This window comes from Microbulbifer sp. THAF38, assembly GCF_009363535.1.
Taxonomy (GTDB): domain Bacteria; phylum Pseudomonadota; class Gammaproteobacteria; order Pseudomonadales; family Cellvibrionaceae; genus Microbulbifer.
Map to the genome: position 1 here is coordinate 3,187,467 of NZ_CP045369.1, position 20,402 is coordinate 3,207,868.

Here is a 20,402-nt window from a genome sequence, read left to right on the forward strand (position 1 = left end):
AACTCACTCCTCACCGCCAGAAAAGAAGTTTACAAAACCTTTAACTGGCGAATACTAAATATCTGGCAAAGGTGCCTCTTATGAGCATGGAATTTTTTCTCGCGTGGCTAGCTGTTATGTTTCCACTTATCTTTAGCCCGGGCCCTGCCAATATCACCTTCGCCGCAGCCGGTGCCAGCCTGGGTATACGCAGATCACTGCCATTATTAGCCGGCATCGATTTGATTTTTATTGTCAAAGGCTTTCTTGTCGGCTTTGGCCTAATGGCTTGGTTGATACATTATCCAATCGCCTTGAAATTACTTCAGGCTGGAGGAGTGACTTATCTAATCTATCTTGCCTATCATTTTGCAAAACCTAAATCAGTAAAAAGTCAAACTGAGGCGCCTGAGGTTTCCATCTGGAATGGGATACTGATTCAAACCTTGAACGTTAAAGGCTGGATTATTACATTTACCATGTTTTCTATCTTTACACCCAATCTTGAGAATGAATCCACAAAAAGCATTCTAACGCTAATTGTATTAATGACTATTCTCAATTTATCAACTCACCTATGCTGGATCGCATTCGGAAATGCACTGGCAAAACTTGCCACAAATGCCAGAGCCCAAAGAATACAGGGCATGCTATTTTCTTTGAGCTTGCTCTCGGTGGCAATTTGGATCGCATTAGACAACCCAACCTTAATGATCGACTAAATAAGAAAAGTATTAATCAACTACCTTAAAGTCGAAATATAGGGAGCATGTGAGCTCATTATAAGCCTATAGATATAGGTTATGTTACATCCCATAAGTTACAACCCCTGTATTTACAAGCCGGCAGAGATTTATTGGCGACCTTAATGAAGAATAACGCGCCAAAGCAGGGCAATACCATCCATTTCTGGTTGATGATATTTATATCCCTGTTAGCATTGAAAAACATTACAGCCGCCAGACTAATCAGCTATTGACTTCACACTACCAACTGAAGTCAATGCTAAGCAGAATAGCTGAGGCGGCACACACCGATTTCCCAATAAAAACACATTAAATTTAAGCAACACAATGAAGCCAACTTCCTTTACTTCTATTCTTTTTCGGCTTGGAGCATTTGCAGAAAGAAAAATATCAGGCCTGAATTTTCGAACAATCGACATTGAAGAAGGTGGAATTAGTTACTTGCAAGGTGGGTCTGGTACCCCCCTAATTTTATTACATGGATTCGGGGCCGACAAAGATAATTGGGTACGTTTAGCCAGATATTTAACTCGCCACTTTCAAATCATTGCGCTCGATTTACCTGGATTTGGCGAGAGTTTTAAGAACCCGGGACTGGACTATGATGTACAGTCCCAAGTTCAGCACCTGAACAGCTTTGTTAACGCAATCGGCTTAAAACAATTTCACCTTGCCGGCAATTCAATGGGTGGATACATAGCAGGAAACTATGCTGCAACCTATCCAGAGAAAACAATAAGCTTATGGCTTCTGAACACTCTTGGAGTGCAAGATTCTCCCAATAGCGAAATGTTCGAACAGATTTTGCGCAATGAGTTGCCTGTAATCCTGACAAAAAGGCGAGAGGATTACGAGGTACTCTTAGATCATGTGTTTCACAAAAGACCCTTTATACCTGGCTTTGCAGTTTCAGAGCTATCAAAATCGGCCAAGGAAAATTTTTCACTACACCACAAGATATTTAAAGATATTCATAAAATCAAAGATGGAAACATTGAATTTTCATCTCCACTAGACACCAGGCTAAAAGGATTTCCAAAACCCACTTTAATCACCTGGGGCGAGAAAGATAGAATCCTCCATCCAAGAGCAGGCATCAATCTATCAAGAAAAATAACCGGCTCCAAATTGAAATTAATGGATAATATCGGACACTTACCTATGATCGAATCGCCAAAAATGACAGCCAACCAATTTATCTCATTCGAATCTTCCCTGCAGCAGGAATTACACTCATAAAATTGGCCAATGAAGGGAAAATAGATAAATTATTGAGATCAATCAAGTATAGAGAAAAAGCACAATCCTTATGGTTATTTAGGTATCGGAGTCAAAAAATCGGAGATTTAACTCCCGATTTACCCTCTACCTCATTTCCAAGAATATAGTTCAAGCGATTATAGCTTATATCTCCAGTTTTCTTATCAAGCGCCCACTGGTAGTTCCCTGCACTAACAAGGAGAACAATACCACACCGAACACCATAGATTGAATCGTCCACCAATAAGGTAGTTCAACGGGAAGAGAGAGCACCAGGGCCACAGCAATCACTCCGCGTAAACCACCCCAGCTCATCAACAACCTCCAGGGTTTAGAAATTGGAGGGCCAACAAAACGGGTTAAAGGAGCCACCAACACAACGGAAAGAGCTCGTGCACCAAGCGCTGCGGCTGTGGCGATTAGCATTGCCAACCACTGATGAGTAAACATTTCAAAGGTGATGACCAACCCCATAATCACAAAGATAATGGAGGTAAACAGCAACCCAAGCCACTCCCAGGTTGGCTCAGCATCAACCAAATAAGTTTTTCTCTGTTTTCGCAGGCAGGCTCGCGACACTATGGCACAGGTCATTACAGAAATAATACCGGATACATGCAGAATATTCTCAGCCAGGTAAAAACTACCAAAAGCGACAATCACCAGAGTCATTAATGCCGCACTCGGTGTTCTCAGAAACAAAATAACCAAGGTGGTTAGCAGGCCTAAAATTAAACCTACAATAATTCCGCCAAAGAATATCATGCAGAAATATAAGGTGACTGAACCAACACTTAATGATGGAGCTTCAGCTCCAGCACTAGTGGATTGCACAATGGAATAGGTGGCCAGGCCCAGTACTAAGGAGTAGAGCACCACCGCCGCCGCATCATTAAATAAGCTTTCCCCCTCAACAAGAGCAAGCAAGTCTTCCCCTGTTTTTTCCTGACGAAGTTTGTTCACTACCGATATTGGGTCAGTCGCTGCCAAAATTGAACCGGTCAACAGTGCTGCTATCCAGGGAAAGCCCTCTGGGTGACCAATACCATAGTAAGTAATTGCAGCAATCAAGAAAGCACAAATGATCAAACCCAAAGTTGAGAATAATAGAATCGGACCAATCCAACGCTTTAAGACCCTTGGTTCCAACTGCCAAGCAGATTCAAAAATTAAGACTGGAAGAATTACAAAGAAAACCAACTCCCTTAAACTGGTTGCCCTTAGCCCAGTATCATAATCAATCACCGGCAATAAAAAGGCCGCCAGAACACCTGCCAAGAGACAACCCAAAGTGTTGTCAATTTTTAGAATTCTAGAAAAACCCAACCCCACCACAGCTACTACCGCCAGGAAGAGCGCCTGCCCTACAATAGTGACTACCTCGTTCACTCAAATACTCCCAGCCTGTCGCCCGGGTATTACTACCCCCTAAAAATTTGAATCCATTGAGCTAAAGATATTTTCATTTCAATAGCCTTTCTTTCAGCATAACTCTCAAAAAAGTATGACTTGATCAAATAATGAAACCAGCTTCGAGACTACTTCACAATTAGAGCGCTCACTAAAAAGGGTGGTGGTTTGTGCACAATCTGCTAGGGGGTGCAATAGTTGTTGGCAAGAGAGGACTGGCTGAAAGGCATCTCTATATGGAAGCCCACAGACACCAATATAACTGGCTACCTGGATGACACCTGTCGACCAATCAGTCATTGTCACCAGCTATCCCTTCTCCGTACCCAGTAGTAAATTTCGAACATATTTTGGTTCCCACAACCCTAATTAGTAATGACAAATAGATACCCGATTAGTATAGGAAACGAGGAGGATTTACACGGCGGTGTAGGAGATCAGCAATAGCTGTAGATTATAAAAACTTATTTGTCTAGCAAGATATGAACATTATCAAAAAATAGCCTATACAACCTATCTTGCAACCGATCAAATAACGGACCTTCTAACCGAAGCGACCAATAAAATAATAAACAATAAGCATGGTGATACACGGCGCAACTCTTGACAGTTGTCACCCCCCCCTTTCTGTTTCGACAGAAGTCACCAAAAAATTGGGGACGTGATCCTTCATATCTATCTAAGCGAACAAAAGGGGCTCCGCGAACAAAAGGGGGATATCCAGACTGAATCAGTCAGAGGGCTTGCTGGCCAGGTAAGAAATGTGAATACAGTAAATATACCGCACATAAAATTAACAGCCCGCCCATGACCAGATTAAACCGCTTTATTCTAGAGGTTCCGCCCAGCAGATGACGAATTTTATCTCCAGCAAAAGCCCATAGAGTCAGCGACGCATAACAAACCCAAAAGTAAACAAACACAAAGTAAACCAGGCTTAACTGACTGTGAGGACTGGAAAACAAAGCAACACCGGATACACAAGCAATCCATGCTTTTGGATTTAGCCATTGCAGAAGAAAACCTTCATGAAAACGCGGCAGAGATCTTTCATCAATCGCTATTTCCTCAGCAGGGGCACTGGCAATTTTATACCCCATATAGATTACGTATAGCGATCCAGCTATGGCTAGGTAGTGTAATAGCTGTGGATAGCTCTCCAGTATTTGGTAAAACCCAAAACCAATTGCGGCAAGTAGTAGTGTAAAACCGATTGTTGCTCCCGACACAAATGGGATGGTGCGAGCGAAACCATGTTGCACTCCAGATGAAACGATCACCATATTGACGGGGCCCGGTGTAATCGACATGGTCAATGAAAATCCAAACATAGCCAAGAACAAGGACATGTTTACTCCACAGTAGTAATTAAATTATTATTTCAAAGTGAGTAGCCATTGAGGCTGTATATCAAAAAATCACAATCGGTCAGCTTTAAGCCATTATCGGCTCTAAAAATGACTCCGGGCAATTCACAATAAGGGTTTCAAGTTGAAAAAATTCATTTTACTGGCAACTTTGTTGATATGTACCAACTTTCATGTCTATGCTAAAACCTCGACAGAAGAGCATATTACAGGATTCATTAAAGAATTCTCTTCGAATAACATAAAAGGAACAGCCTCTCGATTCTTCACAGAATCTCCCCATTTTATTTTTGGCCCTCATATCCTCACCCCAAAAGATTCTGAGCAAGTGGAGAAAGTACTCTCTGAGATACACGATGCCCTGGCAAAGAAAGGCTATATGAATTCAGAAATTGTTAGTTTTGAGACACATTTTCAGAGTAGGAGCATGTCAGTTACTACGATACTACTTAAACGCTACACCTCAGAAGGACTGCTTTTGGATCACCAGTTCAGCACTTATACATTGGCAGACACTTCAAAAGGCTGGAAAATCCTATCATGGCTTCCCTCAGAACCTAAAGATAATACACGATGCTTTGCTAGTGAAAGCTAATACCTAGGCTAATCGGCAATATCGATTCATACAGGCTAATTAAAAGGCGTTTAAAGTAATGGCAAATAGTGAAATACAAGCAATTCTTACACAGCTGTACCAAGTTATCTCTGGTCCCGAGGGGTTTACTCGTGACTGGAAAAGACAGCAGGAACTATTTGCGCCCTACGCCAAAGTGATTCGTACCTCTATAGACAGTCAAGGCAATCCCCAGGCACTGGTTTTAAGTATTCAGGATTACCCTGAAAACTTTCAGCGGTTAGTTGGAAACGCAGCTTTTTATGAGGTAGAAACTCACAATATTATCGAGTCATTTGGCAACATTGCCCACGCTTTCAGTACCTATGAAGCCTGGAGAGATAGTGAAAAAACTCAGTTTATCAAGCGAGGGATCAACAGCATTCAACTCTACAACGATGGCCACGGATGGAAAATAGTCAATATGATCTGGGATGATGAGCGACCAGGGTTAACCATGCCCGCCAAATACAACCCTTCAACTAAAACTCAAAGTATTCCCAGTAGCCATCCAATAGTCTGAACCAAGGATTTCCTAGCTAAAAGACTCTGCTTGTTTAAATATTTTCGGATGCAAGCAATCTCTCTAAAGAGTATTACCTATGAAACTTTACCGATTGCTTACCGGACCAGATGATTCCAATTTCTGTTTACGTGTTACCGGGGCGCTTAACAATGGGTGGGAACTTTATGGAAGCCCAACGCTGACCTCTAATGGAGAGAGCACTCTTGCGGGTCAAGCTATTATCAAGGAGGTTGCAAATGAGGACTTTAAAGGAGATATCTCACTAGGGGATTATTAGGTTCTTTGAGAAGGTGAGAAAGGGCTTTTGAGCCCTATAATAGGCTTCTCTTCCAAGCTCTAATTTCCTCGACGTAGAGATCTGGCTGTTCAAAAGCGGAAAAGTGCCCTCCCCGCTTCAAGTGATTCCAATAGCAAATATTGTTATAACGACCTTCAGCCCATGAGCGGGGAATTCTCACTATCTCTCCCGGGTAAATACTGACCCCGGTTGGCAATTGCACTACCTTATTCTGATCAGGACCGTAGGGGATATCGAAGCTTTCCCAGTATAATCGAGAAGACGAAGCCGCTGTATTTGTTAGCCAATAGAGCATGATATTGTCCAACAATTCATTTCTGGTAAAAATGCTCTCCAAAGTGCCCTGGCAATCGGTCCACAGATGGAATTTCTCCAATATCCAGGCAGCCTGACCTATAGGCGAATCCGCAAGGCTATATGCCAATGTTTGAGGGCGAGTACTCTGCTCCTTGGCAAAACCTGAATCCCACCGATTGAAAAATCGTATTCCGGCCAGAGCCTCTTTCTCCTCCTCACTGGGCTGTATCAGGGCCTCAGCGGTTGGCTCCTCTTTGGGATTGTTGATATGTATAGCTTTGCAGGCGCCCCGGTTCTGAATGCCAATCTCAGTAGTCACCGACCGCCCCCAATCTCCTCCCTGGGCCAAGTAGGACTGATATCCCAGTCGATTCATCAACGTATCCCAGGCTGTGGCAATTCTGGGCACTCCCCATCCCGTTTTCGCCGGCTTACCGGAGAAGGCGAAACCGGGCAGAGATGGGCATACCACATGGAAGGCATCCTCGGCATTTCCAGCAAATTGGGTTGGCTCCGTCAGAGGCCCTATTACTTTAAGGAATTCAACAAAGGAGCTGGGCCAACCATGGGTGATCACAATTGGCGTGGCACAGCTATGGCTGCTCTTTACATGGATGAAATGAATATCTAAATCGTGAATAGTCGTGGTGAACTGGTCATATTGATTCAGCCTCTGCTGGGTGGCAAACCAGTCATACTCATTTAACCAGTAGTCGCAGAAATCTCTGAGGTAATCCAGAGGGACACCTTGGCCCCAACCATCTACGGTTTGCGCCTCAGGCCAGCGGGCTTCCCTCATCCGCCGATGCATATCTGCCAATTGCGATTCCTGTATATCAATACTGAAAGGTTTGACCTGCGCCATTCGTCGATATCTTCCTTAAAAATAATGACTGAGTAGCCGCTGATAGATAATCACAAAATATGATTGGGCATTGCTTTGTACCAAATCGCAATCGTAAACTGTACAAACATACAGCCCATTAGTTCCAATGAAAAAAATAGAACCAGACAAGCCACAGCCCTTTCATAAAGGGCGCGGGGCCGCCAGTAATATCACTGGTCGTTTTGCCGAGTACTCCAGTTCGCGGGAGAGCGATGGTTGGCAAACAGAGGCTGAGCCCCTTGAGCGACTGCTGACTACCGCCATTGAAGAGAAGGCCAAGTCGATTATCGCCACCAATCAGTCACCTGATATCCCCTTTACCCAGTCTATCAATCCTTACCGTGGCTGTGAGCATGGCTGTGTCTATTGCTACGCGAGACCAGCTCACGCCTATATGGATCTTTCCCCTGGGCTCGACTTCGAAAGCAAGATCTTTTTTAAGGCGAACGCGTCCAGATTGTTGGAACAGACACTACGCAAGCCCAGCTATGTATGCAGCCCCATAGCCCTGGGCGCAAATACCGACCCCTATCAACCACTGGAGAAGGAAAAGGGTATAACCCAGGCACTGCTTGAAGTTATGCAGCAGTTTCGACAACCGGTCACCATTGTCACTAAGAGCCAGCTGATTTTACGGGACCTCCCCATCCTGGCGGAAATGGCACAGGACAACCTCGCCCAGGTGGCAATTAGTGTGACCACCTTGGATAGGGATCTCAAAAGGAAACTGGAGCCACGTACCGCGGGACCTTCTGCCCGCCTGCGCACAATTGAACAATTGAGCAAGGCTGGGATACCAACTGCCGTACTTGCCGCTCCAATGATTCCGGCACTCAACGACTATGAACTGGAAGCGATTTTAAAAGCTGGGCGGGACTCAGGTGCCGAGAGGGCAGCCTATATCCTCCTGCGACTCCCCCATGAAGTGGCACCACTTTTCCGCGAGTGGTTAGCGCTACATTACCCACAAAGAGCCGACCATGTGATGAGCCTGGTACAACAAAGCCGCGGCGGGCGGGATTACCAAAGTGACTTTTCCCAGCGCCGAACGGGTACAGGAGTTTTCGCCCAATTACTCCGCCAACGGTTTATTGTCGCCATCAGGAAATTGGGGTTAAATCACCGGCGCCTATCACTAGACAACAACCAGTTCAAGCCACCGCCTCTAGCCGGTGAGCAGCAGAGTCTCTTTTAGACTAGACAGTGGTTTTAACAAAAAGTGTATAAACTAAAAACGAACCGAGGGAAATCCCTCTAAGCGGGCAATATTTTTGATGGAATCCTGGTTTGTTTATTTAATTCGCACCTCCAGTGGTACGCTTTACACGGGAATCACGAAAGATATTCAACGGCGCTTTACCGAGCACAGTAACGGCGGTACCAAAGCAGCCAAGGCCCTTCGCGGCAAAGGACCTCTCACACTCGAATACCAGGTAAAAACTCGAGACAAGTCCTCGGCGCTAAAATTGGAAATCGCCATCAAGAAATGGCCCAAGCAAAAAAAAGAAGCTCTCATTGCCGGGGCCCTGGAATTACCAATATTACTCGACTAATCAATCACTAAGGTTTTGCCAGGCTGTGGGTCGCTAGCGTTTACTGAGCAGCCAAGCCACTTCTCTTGCAGGCACGAGGCCTTTTAAGCCGCCGGGTACATCCCTGGAGGCCAACATCTTCACGTGATATTCCTCATCATAGCGATCAAAAATTTCCTGGGAACTGATAGAAAAAGGAGGACCGGCTAACTCAGACTGTTCATACTCAAAGGAAATTAATAACTGAGGGGCCACTTTTGTAATGGCCATAAGGTGCTGGGTATATCCAGGGCGAATATCTTGCGGCAACGCCACCAGGGCAGCACGATCATAAATGCCGTCGACTTCCTGCAGTATTTCCTCACTCAGATCAAAAATATCCCCGACAAAAATATCAATATTTTTTGCCTTGTAGTGTTTGATGCTGTCAAGCTGATCGATTTCGGGGGTGAGTTCCATTTCCTCAAAAAGCTGTTGTACCGCCATTTCACTCAATTCAGCCCCGGCAACACGATAGCCCTCGGAAAGTAACCAACCGATATCACGGGTTTTTCCACAGAGAGGAATAAAAACTCTATCCCCTTTGGACAGGCAAAGCTGTGAAAAAAATTCAGACAGCAAAGAGTTTCCAGAGGCCTCATGGAAGCCTATATCATTTTTCTTCCACTTATCATGCCAATATGTCGCTTCCATGTAGCACCCCCATGTGCATTCTTAAGGCTATTACCGATTAACCAGATAAACCATTGAGAGATCAATTAGTCCTAATACAAAAGGTATTCCAATTCTGAATCTACTTCTGCTACAGAGACCTCAGGACCGGTAAACGCCAGTGCAGTTATAAAAGCAAAAGCCCCTGTAAATAGAATGCACTTGAACATCACCGTTACCTCTGAGGAATCTCTTTTACAAACTTTTAAAATGGAGTCTGAGTCCTAAAACATTCGCGAGCTATAACCAACTATTCACTGGCTGTCGAGCCGGAGATAAAAAGCCTACCTGGCCAGAAATAATCGACCAAGCCCGCGACCATGGCACCGAGTGCAGTAGCTGTAATCAGCAGGAAATAACTGTCGAGAGAGGCTGGCAGCTCAGCTGTAAAGGCAATTAAGATACCCACTGCGTAGCTGATAATGTTGCCAACTCCGGTGACCAGCCCCATCGCCCAAGCTCCTATAGCCGCCAGTAATAAGGCCATTGGAAGAGCCAACCAGGACTGCTCTAATTGCCAGCCTGTCGTTGCCACAGTGGCTACCAAACCGAGCCCCAGCCCTGTAACCGCACAAGCCAGGTTATAGCTGCCGGCACGTAGGTTACCGCCTCGGGCAAAATAGGTAACAGAGCCCAAAGCCGCCACCCAGGTGGGTACACCAGTAAGGTTGGCCGCAATAATCGCTAGGGAGCCGCTCAGCAAAATACGCAAACCAGTAAAAAGACACTCCTGAGATGGCCCATTACTGTTCCTGAGGCTTTCAGTTACGCTGCTCATTGATTTCATACTCTCTCGATTGCACTCACTGGGAACCGGCAGTTCCTTGCCTAATTGCTTTTGCGCCACGCGAAAGGTGACTTACTAAAAGGGTTAGGAGCTATGGTCACCCCTCCAATAAGCGCATTTTCTCGCGTCTGTTAAATCACGGGGTAGCAGACTTCTTCCGCATCCTTGCCCAATCTTGCAAAGCATGCTGCAGGCGAGCGAATTCAGGGATATCTGCGCCTAGAGCGCAGTTATTCATCGATGTGTCATCAGCAGCGGTTGGCTGAGGTAAAGAGGGGCTACCAGGGGATTTCACTGCCATCGTAATTATAAAACCGGCCACTCTTGTCCTGACCCGCATGAAGGAGGATTTCCCTCAGGGCCGTGACACTTTGCTCCGCTGAAATCAGAGCACCAGGACCGCCCATTGCGGTTTTAACCCAACCCGGATGCAGGGCAATCACGGTGATTCCCCGGTCTTGAAGATCAATTGACAGGCTTTTTACAACTTGATTGAGGGCTGTTTTGGAACTTCGATAGACATAGCCACCACCCGAGCGATTGTCGGCGATACTGCCCACCTTGCTGCTCATCATGACGATCAATTTATGATCGCTGGCCGCCACGTTATCGCAAAAGGTCTCCGCCATCATATAGGGCGCGATCGTGTTGGACTCCAGCACCCTGCGCCACTCGTTGCGGTCCACTTTGCCAAATGCCATGCCTTTTGGGCCGTAATATCCCGCATTGTTGAACAGGATATCGATAGGCTCTCCTTCCAAGGCCTTACCAAGAGAAATCATTTGCTCGTAGTCGGTGACATCCAGCTCAATGGGCTGTATTTGGGGGTATTTAGCTTGCAGTGATTTGAGCTCGGTGGCCTTCTCTAGATTCCTGCAACAGGCCAACACATTCCATCCATCTCGGGCAAACTGTGTGGTCAGTTCAAGTCCAATGCCACGATTACAGCCGGTGATCATTATGGTGCCAGACATCGCTGCTCCTTCGGTGTTATTCTTGCGCTTCGCGATCATAGCAACTGTAGAACAATGTACTACTCACCTGACGATCTTCTCTGGTTCCTGTTATTGGCTGCTGTGGCTTGGTATATCTGGGCCAATATGGCGGCAAAAGAGCAAGTGAGACGCGCGGCAGCCAATCACTGTAAACAATTGGGCGTACAGCTTCTCGACGATACCGTGGTGTTGGCACGCACTCGCTTGAAGCGGGACCGGCGGGGCCACATCAGCCTGCAACGCAGCTATGAATTTGAATTCACCTCCACTGGAGAGCACCGCTATTCCGGTGTGGCAGTTCTCCATGGCCGTCGTATCGAGCAGCTGCAGCTGTCACCTCACCATTTGAGTTAACTTGGTATTTATTGATGAAGCCCGGCCTTTACCGCCACTACAAAGGGAATCTTTACGAAGTCCTGTACACAGCCATTCACAGCGAGACAGAAGAGCTATTGGTGATTTATCGCGCTCTCTATGGAAACTGTATTGTTTCGGCTAGACCATACAACATGTTCAACGAAACGCTCTCCGAGAATGGGAAGACCTTTCGCCGCTTCCAGCTAGAAAAAGCCTTCGAAATGATGGATAACAGCTACATAAAAAAGGAGCCCTAGAAAGGCGCCATAGGTCATAGGTCATAGGTCATAAAAAGAAGCCTAAATAACAATCCCTACCAACCATAAAACCCTATCTTGCGCCATTTCACCTCTCGGGGATAACCTTTCCCCACCAGACCGAAACAAATGCAAGTTAATACAATATGACGCCTGATAAACAGGCACGGCCCTCTCGGTCAATCTGCTTTAGAACCCACAAGGACCACCGGTGAACAACAAAAATATTATGATCTATGGCGCCTACGGCTACACGGGCGAATTGATTGCCCGTCAGGCTGTAGCGCAGGGTTTTCGTCCCATCCTAGCCGGCCGCAATGCGCAAAAATTACAGCCGCTGGCAGATGCCCTGGATCTCCCGGCTATGGCCATCAACCTGGAAAACACGGAAGTGCTGGAGCGCAGCTTACGAGACGTCTACTTGGTCATTCACTGTGCCGGCCCATTCTCCGCAACCGCCGCACCCATGATGAGGGCCTGCCTTAACAGCCGCACCCACTATCAAGACATCACCGGCGAAATTTCCGTCTATGAGGCTGCCTACAAGTTGGATGCTGAAGCAAAAGCCGCCGGGGTAGTACTCTGCCCAGGAGCTGGCTTCGATGTTATTCCCACCGACTGCCTGGCAGCCGCACTGCACAAAGCCATGCCTTCGGCCACACACTTAGCACTGGGGTTTGACTCCGAATCGAGCTTGAGCCCCGGCACGGCCAAGACTTCTATCGAAAGCCTGGGAATGGGGGGAGCCATTCGGCGCAATGGCAATATTGAAACCATTGGCCATGGGCAACTAACCCGCCACATAGATTTTGGCCGGGGCGAAAAATTTGCTGTCGCGATCCCCTGGGGGGATATTTCCACGGCCTACCATTCAACTGGCATCCAGAACATCGAAGCGTATATTCCCATGAGCCCCACAAGGGCAAAAAGGTTAAAACGCCTGAATGGATTTCGTTGGCTACTGCGCACCAACTGGGTACAGAGCTGGTTGAAAGGAAAAGTCAGCAAGTCTATTCAAGGGCCCAGTGAAGAGCGTCGGGCAGGCCAAAAGACCTGGGTCTGGGGGGAGGTACGCAATGACCGCCGCGGAGAGCGCAAAGTGGGCCGGGTCACGACTGCCAATGGCTACGATGTCACCGTGTCCGGCTCTCTGGCAATCATGCAATATCTGCTCGAGTATCGGGGTGAGGGTGGATATTTCACCCCCTCAAAACTCTGTGGCCATGAGCTGATAGAAAAATTGCCTGGTTCCGAGGAGATCGAAATTAAGATCGCCTAACCTCTGTCACAGATATCTTCTATTTCGACACCTTCTATTTCTAAAAAATTTTATTAGTGAAAGCTGCTATTTTCTGCGGCTTTCTTTGAGGCAAGGAGCTAAGAGCGGTCGCTTCTTGCGCAATCTCACACTTTGCCTTCAACTGCCACTTCAACCAATCCTGCCCCGTCCCATCTTGCAAACCCCAACAAGATCATTTTTCTGCCAAAACTAAAAACAAGCAGCTGAACGACGTAATTATTATCTATTTTGAGATTTCATTATTGCGACATCATTTGGTCAACTCCGTGCAATAATCAATTCTTAAGTTGGCCGCATGCGAGACTTATCCATGAACCTGAAGAGTATCGATGTGTCCCTGGTCCTGTATCTCACGGAGCGGGCGTCACGTCCCACTTCACGCAGACGATACTTGTGGCTATCCAGATCCGGGGATGGCTGGCTCACTGTCGCCGTACTCATCAGTTATATTATTTCCAATGCAGCCACTCAGCTTTTTATTGCCGCCTGCTCTGGAGTGGCGGTGGAGCGCTCTCTCTATTGGGCCATTAAAAATACGACGCGGCGCAGACGTCCACCCCAAGCCATACCCGGTATGCAGCCGATCATTATCGCCCATGACCGCTTCAGCCTACCCTCGGGACATACTTCCGCGGCCTTCCTTTTTATTACATTTATGACCCAGCAGGTGAGCCCCTTATGGGGACTTGGATACATCTGGGCTACGGGAGTGGGCGCTGCCCGCGTGAGCCTGGGTGTACACTTTCCTTCGGATGTTTTTGCAGGCGCCATGCTCGGTACTTGTGTGGCACTGGCGACGAGCGCCACCCTTTTATGAAAATTCTTTATGGTGTGCAGGCAACCGGCAATGGACATATCGCCCGATCACGCACACTGGCCAAAGCATTAAACCAATACCCACAACTTGAGATTCAATGGTTGTTTTCCGGGCGTCCAAAGGAAAACCTGTTTGAGATGGAGTTATTTGGCGACTATTGGTGGCGCGAGGGAATGACCATTGTCCACAGCGAGGGGCGCCTCAGGAGCTTCGCCACTATCGCGCAGGTAAAATTGCGTCGGTTAATCCAGGATATCCGAGAACTACCAGTTAACGACTTCGACCTGATTATCAGCGACTACGAACCAGTCACCGCTTGGGCGGCCAAAATCCGCAAGAAGCCCAGTCTGGGTATTGGCCACCAGTACGCTTTTTTATATTCGATCCCAATGCCCAGATTTAACTGGCTTTTTCACACAGTTCTGCGCACATTTGCGCCCACAGAAAAAAGCCTGGGGCTGCACTGGCATCACTTTGGCAACCCCATACTGCCGCCCATAGTCCCCGTACAACCAAAACCAGATAACTGCGCGAATGATTATGTCCTTGTCTACTTACCGTTTGAGCACCCTATTCCCATGTTGGAGGAATTGTCGAAGGTACAACGGCAGTTTATTGTTTACGGTGTTCCGGTAAACCTGCCCACCGCAGACAATATTCAGATAAAAGCACCTTCAACGGAAGGATTCCAGCGGGACCTGGTCAATGCCCAGGCGGTAATCTGTAATAGTGGCTTTGAATTACTGGCTGAGACCCTAGCTCAGGGCAAGCCCATACTGAGCCGGCCCCTAGCCTATCAGTTCGAGCAGGAAGCCAATGCCAAAGCGCTAGAGCAGCTAAAGCTGGCGAGGATCGTCAGCTCTATCAACGCTAAAAACATTCATTCCTGGCTCAAAGAGCTGCCTGTGCCGAAACGAATCCAATGGCCGGACGTGGCGCAGGCCGTGGCCGCCTGGATAGCCGAAGGTTGTAAAAGAGATCCCGCAGAGCTTGCCCGCGACCTCTGGCAAAAAGTAGTCCCACGCCCCACCAAGGGACCGACGTCAGCTTACCAAAGCGTCGCTGATTAGGTGCCAAGTTCATCGTCAATTGCACACTTGGCGGGATTGATAGCGAATGTCTCCGCACCCAATTGATACCTCTCCCACCATATCGCCAAGTACATTCACACAAAAAGTCATTGCCCGATTTAGAGCCTAAGCTTTTACTACCTTATTAATCCAGTGGCGAGCACGATCCCATAAATTTACTTAATAAGAACTTGTACCAATCATCCACCCATAACAATGTGATTGGTCTGGATTTTTCATTGCCGGGATAATAAATTTTGTAACTCAATAAAAATAATGAGGTAGGCATGTCTTCTCCATTGCTCAACGAACGCAATACTGAATTTTATCTCTATGAATTTCTCAATACCGAAGAACTGCTGCAGCGTCCACGCTATAAGGAACACTCCCGAGAGATTTTTGATGCAACCCTGAAAACCGCACGCACTATTGCTGAAAAATTTTTCGCCAATCACAATGCCAAAGGCGATGCCAATGAACCCAGTTTCGATGGCGAAAAAATACAGATGATTGCAGAAACCAAGCAATCCTGGGATGCCTTCGCAGAGGCTGGTTTTCTCGCGGGTCACTGTGACTTTGAAGAGGGCGGCATGCAGTTGCCCAAAACCATAATGCGCACCGCACTCGGCTATATGAGTGCCGCCAATATTGCCAGTGCCTGCTACCCATTTTTGACTATCGCTGCCGCCAACCTGTTGCGTTCTTTTGCCAGTGACAGCCTCAAGGCACAATTTTTACCGCAAATGCTGGATGGTCGCTTTGCCGGCACCATGGCGTTGACCGAGCCAGACCAAGGTTCAGCCCTCGCCGATATCCGCACCAGTGCCGAGCCTGCTGATGACGGCAGCTATCGCATTCGTGGGCAGAAGATGTATATCTCCGGCGGAGATCAGTCGCTGACCGAAAATATCGTTCACTTGGTATTGGCAAAAATCAAAGGCGCCCCCGCCGGAGTCAAAGGAATATCCTTATTTTTAGTCCCTAAACTCCTCCTCGACGAAAATGGCCAAGTTACCGAGCACAACGATGTCAGGCTGGCCGGATTGCTGCATAAAATGGGGTTTCGCAACACGACCTCTACGGTACTGAGCTTCGGTGAAAATCAGGGTGCGGTGGGCTACCTGATTGGCGAGCCACACCAGGGGCTCAAATATATGTTCCAGATGATGAATGAGGCTCGAATCAGTGTCGGCGCCGGCGCCTCGGTGCTGGGCTACCAGGGTTATATCCACTCTCTGCAGTACGCCAAAGAGCGTCCTCAGGGACGCCTACCCTCCAAGCACGACGCCAATTCCAAGCAGATACCCATTATCCAGCACGCCGATATACGCCGGATGCTGCTGATGCAAAAAGCCTATGCCGAGGGCGGCCTGGGTTTAAGTATGTATGCCACTTCCCTCTACGAAGACCAACACAGTGCACACACAGAGGAGCAACGGCAGTTCGCAGCCACCCTGCTGGACCTGATCACCCCAGTAGTGAAATCCTGGCCCTCAAAATACTGCCTGAAAGCCAATGAACTGGCTATCCAGGTGCTGGGTGGTGCCGGTTATATTCGTGAATTTCCCCTGGAGCAGCTGTACCGAGATAACCGCCTGAATGCCATCCATGAGGGCACCGAGGGTATCCACGCCCTCGACCTACTCGCGCGTAAAGTGCCCGGCAAAAATTTCCAGGCCTACCAGCTGATGCAGACAGAGATTCGCAATACCGTTAAGGAGGCTCGTGATAAGGAGAGTCTGGTTAGCATGGCCGATGCCCTGGAGGAATCCCTGCAAAAACTTGACGAAACCGGTATGGCACTGTTTGCACAGTTGCAGGAGGACGTCGATCGAGGCCTCAGTAATGCCACGCTCTACCTGGATGTTTTCGGCTGCATCCTGGTGGCCTGGATCTGGCTGCGCCAGGCGATTGTTGCGACGAATGCCCTGGAGGGATCTGCCAGCACGGAAGATGCCAATTTCTACCGTGGCAAGTTACACACCGCCCGTTTTTATTTCGAATGGGAACTGCCCAATGTCCAGCCGCAGATCGCCCTGCTGCAAAATGGCAACAATCTACCGTTCGATATGCAAGAAGACTGGTTCTAGCCAGTAGAAATCAGGAGAGCCAATGGAAATTACAGCAACACGGTAATTTCCGTGCCCCCTTCGGGAAGAGATTCAGCGCTGATTTGCCCCTGGTAGCTCTCGACAATATCCACCACAACAGCCAGGCCAATACCCTGACCTGGCTGTTGCTGATCGGCACGCACACCGCGCTGGGTGACTTCGCGCCATTTATCCCTGTCTAGACCGGGCCCATTATCGGCAACACGAATTGAGAGCTTGCGTCCCTCCTCGGGATTCTCAATAGTGACATGCACCTGGCCAGCACCGTATTTATAGGCATTGTCGAGTAGATTGCCGAGCAGCTCCATGAGATCTCCCTCATCTCCATAGAACAGGGCATCCTCGTTGCAATCTCTGTGAACTTCACAGGGCTTGCTGCGATAGACCTTCTCCAGGGCATCCAGGATTTTTTCAAGGAGTGGCGCCACCGGTATGCCTCTCAAGATAGACTTGGGTGAACTGGCAACCGCGCGCTGTAATTGGTAGCTGATAATGCTGTCCATACGCTGGACCTGATCGGTCAGAGTTTTACCAGCGGCCCCTGGGTCCTTCTCCAGGCTCAACCCCTTGAGCACCGCCAATGGCGTTTTCAAGCTGTGGGCCAGATCCGCCAAGGTGTGGCGGGTCTTCTCGCGCTGGCGCCGCTCATTTTCGATCAGCAGGTTCAGGTTATCGGTGAGCGGACGCAATTCCAGCGGGAAATTCCCCTCCAGGTGATCGCTGCCACCCTGCTGCATATCCCGCAGGGCCTGTGCCAGTGCGCGCAGAGGTGCAAAGCCCCAGCGCAACACCAGCCACTGGGCCAGAATCAGTAACAGCGCCGCTACGCCAAGCCAATTCCAGATGGTTGAGCGAAACTGTCCTACTTGAGCCTGCAGCGGTGCCGCATCTTCCATTACCACAAAGGTAAAAGGGTTCTCGTTATCGAGCCCCCAGGCCACACCCTGGCGAAAGCTACTGTAGTTGGCATCGCCACCGGGGAGGGAGATCCGCATATAGGACTGTTGCCCTTGCGGTAGAGGGGAAAACTCCATTTCAGGCATTGCCAGGGCCGATTCAGAGCGCCAGATAACCCGGCCCTCCCCATCCAAAACCGCGCCAATCAGACCCGAGTCCGGCTGATTAAAGCGCTGCTCGGGCAGTTCAGGGGGCAACGCCAGGCTTTCACCCTCCGGTTCTGCCAGCGCCAACAAGGTATAGATATACAACTGCAGCTCGCGCTGTTTGGCCTCGTTCAGAGAAGTGCGGTAAGCGTGCTCCAACACCCCGGAAATCAGCAGCATAAAAGCCACCAGCACCAGACTGGTTACCAGTGCCAAGCGGCCTTTAAGGGAGTTCAGCCAGAAGGAAAACAGGTGCATTACAGTTGAAATTAGCGGGGAGCGATAAAGCGATAACCCCGGCCGCGCAAGGTTTCAATGGGCTTTAGCTGAGCCGCCGCATCAAACTTCTTACGCAGACGACCAATAAATACTTCTATTACATTGCTGTCGCGATCGCAGTCCTGCTCATAGATATGTTCGGTTAGAGTGGTTTTGGAGACCACCTCATCGGGGTGCAGCATCAGGTATTCGAGCACCTTGTACTCGAAGGAAGTCAGCTCCAGCTCGGTATCGTTGACGGTGACCCGCTGGGAACTTGTATCCAATAGTATCGGGCCCGCTTTGATCGTAGGGGAAGAGAACCCGGCGGAGCGACGCACCAACGCATTCAGGCGCGCCAGCAATTCCTCGGTGTGAAAAGGTTTTACCAGGTAGTCGTCTCCACCGGCCTCCAATCCGGCCACGCGCTCCTGCCAGTGGCCGCGGGCGGTGAGAATCAGGATGGGAAAGTGCTTGTCTTCGCCGCGCAGGGTCTGAATCACCTGGATACCATCTATTTTTGGCAACCCCAGATCCATAACCGCAATATCGTAAGGGTATTCACGCCCCAAATAGAGCGCTTCCTCTCCATCCGGCGCCTCATCGACGGTATAGCCTGCACTGCGCAGTGACTCCGCCAGCTGCTGACGCAGTAAAACTTCATCTTCGACTAATAGTGCGCGCATATTCTTTCCCTTGTACTGCGTGTCTGTGGTAGCGGGGAATTAACGGGAGATCCTGCCGCTCTTTTTGTCCACAAAAACTACATAGACCTGACTTTTATCGGAAAGCCCCTTCACCCGGTAGACCACCTGGCCCTGCTTACGGGTTTCAGAGACCGACAATATTTTGCCGCCGTAGCGCCGCTTCACCAGCGAAGCGGCCTTCTCCCGGGAAATACCCGAGTCCTGCGCCCAGCGGAATTCATGCCGGTAGTTTTCCCTCTGCGGCGCCGGCCCTCCCTGCCATGAGGCGGCACAAAGGCTCGGAAGCAGAGCGATTAGGAGAAGAAAATGCCGTTTAAAAGTGCGGCTCGATTTCACGGTGCGGCTCCTGTGGATGTCCTGGTTTTCCACCTTCAACTATCTTCGACCGCCTCCCGCCGACTTATGGCGCCGGCGAGACTGCGACACGAACCCGGATTCTATCGCCCGGATGGTAATCTGTACGAGTCAGATAAACCTGACCATTATACCGATAGCGCACATCGTATCCGACTAATTCCCGCTGTGAGCTGAACTCGTCGACAACCTGGCAACGGGATTCCGTGGCGTAATAGGTCGGAGCGTTGGAACGACTGATCTGGTTGCCAACCAAGGCACCTACCAGAGCCCCCGCGACAGTGGCCCCGGCCCGCTGGCCGCCATGGTGGTGATGATAACGACCGCGGTGACCACCACGTCCCAGACTGTTACCAACAGCGGCGCCGATCAGCCCACCGACCAGGGTGCCCGCCGGGGAGGCCGGCTCGCGGTAAGCTACCTGCTCATCCCGACAGTAGGTACGTGGGGTCCGCACCTCGACATCGGTGTAGACGGGGGTAACCTCGGTGACACGGGCAAAATCGTAGCTGTCCGCACCATAGGGGTCTGAGTAGCCCCGAGGGCCCGCTTTGGCGGTAGCACTCAAGGCCACCAGCGCGGCGACTGCCGCGCCGGCGATAAACTGCTTGAAGAGTTGCACAATCGATCTCCCGTTATTCATCAACGGGGGCCAGATTAG

General features: G+C 49.0%; 23 protein-coding genes. 13 read left to right on the top strand and 10 right to left on the bottom strand.

The window, feature by feature from the left end; translation table 11 throughout:
- The first annotated feature begins 80 nt into the window (after positions 1-80).
- Positions 81-701 carry a LysE family translocator gene (locus FIU95_RS13710; RefSeq protein ID WP_152454303.1) on the top strand — a complete coding sequence of 207 codons (621 nt, stop codon included), beginning with the start codon at positions 81-83 and terminating at the stop codon, positions 699-701.
- A gap of 351 nt (positions 702-1,052) precedes the next feature.
- Positions 1,053-1,964 (top strand): alpha/beta fold hydrolase, encoded by a 912-nt coding sequence (locus FIU95_RS13715; RefSeq protein ID WP_152454304.1) that lies wholly within the window; start codon positions 1,053-1,055, stop codon positions 1,962-1,964.
- A gap of 165 nt (positions 1,965-2,129) precedes the next feature.
- Here the strand turns inward: FIU95_RS13715 and FIU95_RS13720 are convergent, their stop codons facing one another.
- Positions 2,130-3,320: a cation:proton antiporter gene (locus FIU95_RS13720; RefSeq protein WP_253868636.1), complete on the bottom strand. Its 1,191-nt coding sequence runs from the start codon at positions 3,318-3,320 to the stop codon at positions 2,130-2,132.
- 809 nt (positions 3,321-4,129) lie between these two features.
- Entirely contained in the window at positions 4,130-4,744 is a 615-nt protein-coding gene (locus FIU95_RS13725; protein WP_152454306.1) for a LysE family translocator, read from the bottom strand.
- A 142-nt stretch (positions 4,745-4,886) separates the two neighbouring features.
- Here FIU95_RS13725 and FIU95_RS13730 point away from each other — a divergent pair, with 142 nt between their 5' ends.
- The 3 genes from FIU95_RS13730 to FIU95_RS13740 all read left to right on the top strand — a co-directional run bounded on the left by FIU95_RS13730 (position 4,887) and on the right by FIU95_RS13740 (position 6,178).
- Positions 4,887-5,357, top strand: coding sequence for a hypothetical protein (locus tag FIU95_RS13730; protein WP_152454307.1), 471 nt, complete (start codon positions 4,887-4,889; stop codon positions 5,355-5,357).
- 58 nt (positions 5,358-5,415) lie between these two features.
- A complete protein-coding gene (locus tag FIU95_RS13735; protein WP_152454308.1) occupies positions 5,416-5,898 on the top strand; it encodes a hypothetical protein in 483 nt (160 codons plus the stop codon).
- 79 nt (positions 5,899-5,977) lie between these two features.
- On the top strand, positions 5,978-6,178 hold the full coding sequence (locus FIU95_RS13740; protein WP_152454309.1) for a DUF1737 domain-containing protein: 201 nt from the start codon (positions 5,978-5,980) through the stop codon (positions 6,176-6,178).
- A gap of 34 nt (positions 6,179-6,212) precedes the next feature.
- Here the strand turns inward: FIU95_RS13740 and FIU95_RS13745 are convergent, their stop codons facing one another.
- A complete protein-coding gene (locus tag FIU95_RS13745; RefSeq protein ID WP_152454310.1) occupies positions 6,213-7,361 on the bottom strand; it encodes an epoxide hydrolase family protein in 1,149 nt (382 codons plus the stop codon).
- 127 nt (positions 7,362-7,488) lie between these two features.
- Here FIU95_RS13745 and FIU95_RS13750 point away from each other — a divergent pair, with 127 nt between their 5' ends.
- Both FIU95_RS13750 and FIU95_RS13755 read left to right on the top strand, forming a co-directional pair.
- Complete coding sequence (locus FIU95_RS13750) at positions 7,489-8,577, top strand: PA0069 family radical SAM protein (protein ID WP_152454311.1); 1,089 nt, start codon at positions 7,489-7,491, stop codon at positions 8,575-8,577.
- A 79-nt stretch (positions 8,578-8,656) separates the two neighbouring features.
- Positions 8,657-8,935 carry a GIY-YIG nuclease family protein gene (locus tag FIU95_RS13755; protein WP_152454312.1) on the top strand — a complete coding sequence of 93 codons (279 nt, stop codon included), beginning with the start codon at positions 8,657-8,659 and terminating at the stop codon, positions 8,933-8,935.
- A 33-nt stretch (positions 8,936-8,968) separates the two neighbouring features.
- On the opposite strand, the gene tmpT is transcribed toward FIU95_RS13755, so the two are convergent.
- From tmpT to FIU95_RS13770, 3 genes are all read right to left on the bottom strand, one after another.
- Positions 8,969-9,607 carry a thiopurine S-methyltransferase gene (tmpT, locus tag FIU95_RS13760; RefSeq protein ID WP_152454313.1) on the bottom strand — a complete coding sequence of 213 codons (639 nt, stop codon included), beginning with the start codon at positions 9,605-9,607 and terminating at the stop codon, positions 8,969-8,971.
- Positions 9,608-9,875: 268 nt separating this feature from the next.
- A complete protein-coding gene (locus tag FIU95_RS13765) occupies positions 9,876-10,403 on the bottom strand; it encodes a DUF1097 family protein (protein WP_172975405.1) in 528 nt (175 codons plus the stop codon).
- A gap of 287 nt (positions 10,404-10,690) precedes the next feature.
- On the bottom strand, positions 10,691-11,386 hold the full coding sequence (locus FIU95_RS13770; RefSeq protein ID WP_172975406.1) for an SDR family oxidoreductase: 696 nt from the start codon (positions 11,384-11,386) through the stop codon (positions 10,691-10,693).
- A 54-nt stretch (positions 11,387-11,440) separates the two neighbouring features.
- Here FIU95_RS13770 and FIU95_RS13775 point away from each other — a divergent pair, with 54 nt between their 5' ends.
- The 6 genes from FIU95_RS13775 (at position 11,441) to FIU95_RS13800 (ending at position 17,298) form a co-directional block, all read left to right on the top strand.
- Positions 11,441-11,761, top strand: a complete 321-nt coding sequence (locus tag FIU95_RS13775) for a DUF3301 domain-containing protein (RefSeq protein WP_152454316.1) — start codon at positions 11,441-11,443, stop codon at positions 11,759-11,761.
- 14 nt (positions 11,762-11,775) lie between these two features.
- The gene (locus FIU95_RS13780; RefSeq protein WP_152454317.1) at positions 11,776-12,021 is read left to right on the top strand and encodes a DUF1653 domain-containing protein; all 246 of its coding nucleotides are present in this window, start codon (positions 11,776-11,778) and stop codon (positions 12,019-12,021) included.
- 211 nt (positions 12,022-12,232) lie between these two features.
- Entirely contained in the window at positions 12,233-13,300 is a 1,068-nt protein-coding gene (locus FIU95_RS13785; RefSeq protein WP_216646247.1) for a trans-acting enoyl reductase family protein, read from the top strand.
- 331 nt (positions 13,301-13,631) lie between these two features.
- The gene (locus FIU95_RS13790; RefSeq protein ID WP_152454318.1) at positions 13,632-14,138 is read left to right on the top strand and encodes a phosphatase PAP2 family protein; all 507 of its coding nucleotides are present in this window, start codon (positions 13,632-13,634) and stop codon (positions 14,136-14,138) included.
- On the top strand, positions 14,135-15,208 hold the full coding sequence (locus FIU95_RS13795; RefSeq protein ID WP_152454319.1) for an MJ1255/VC2487 family glycosyltransferase: 1,074 nt from the start codon (positions 14,135-14,137) through the stop codon (positions 15,206-15,208). The genes FIU95_RS13790 and FIU95_RS13795 overlap by 4 nt, the downstream gene beginning before the upstream one ends.
- A 287-nt stretch (positions 15,209-15,495) precedes the next feature.
- Positions 15,496-17,298 (top strand): acyl-CoA dehydrogenase, encoded by a 1,803-nt coding sequence (locus FIU95_RS13800; RefSeq protein ID WP_152454320.1) that lies wholly within the window; start codon positions 15,496-15,498, stop codon positions 17,296-17,298.
- Between the two features lie 29 nt (positions 17,299-17,327).
- On the opposite strand, the gene FIU95_RS13805 is transcribed toward FIU95_RS13800, so the two are convergent.
- The 4 genes from FIU95_RS13805 to FIU95_RS13820 form a co-directional block, all read right to left on the bottom strand.
- Complete coding sequence (locus FIU95_RS13805; RefSeq protein ID WP_152454321.1) at positions 17,328-18,680, bottom strand: ATP-binding protein; 1,353 nt, start codon at positions 18,678-18,680, stop codon at positions 17,328-17,330.
- 11 nt (positions 18,681-18,691) lie between these two features.
- A complete protein-coding gene (locus FIU95_RS13810; RefSeq protein WP_152454322.1) occupies positions 18,692-19,366 on the bottom strand; it encodes a response regulator transcription factor in 675 nt (224 codons plus the stop codon).
- A 39-nt stretch (positions 19,367-19,405) separates the two neighbouring features.
- Positions 19,406-19,723 carry a PepSY domain-containing protein gene (locus tag FIU95_RS13815; RefSeq protein ID WP_172975407.1) on the bottom strand — a complete coding sequence of 106 codons (318 nt, stop codon included), beginning with the start codon at positions 19,721-19,723 and terminating at the stop codon, positions 19,406-19,408.
- A 64-nt stretch (positions 19,724-19,787) separates the two neighbouring features.
- Positions 19,788-20,363 carry a glycine zipper 2TM domain-containing protein gene (locus FIU95_RS13820; RefSeq protein WP_152454324.1) on the bottom strand — a complete coding sequence of 192 codons (576 nt, stop codon included), beginning with the start codon at positions 20,361-20,363 and terminating at the stop codon, positions 19,788-19,790.
- Positions 20,364-20,402: the final 39 nt, after the last annotated feature.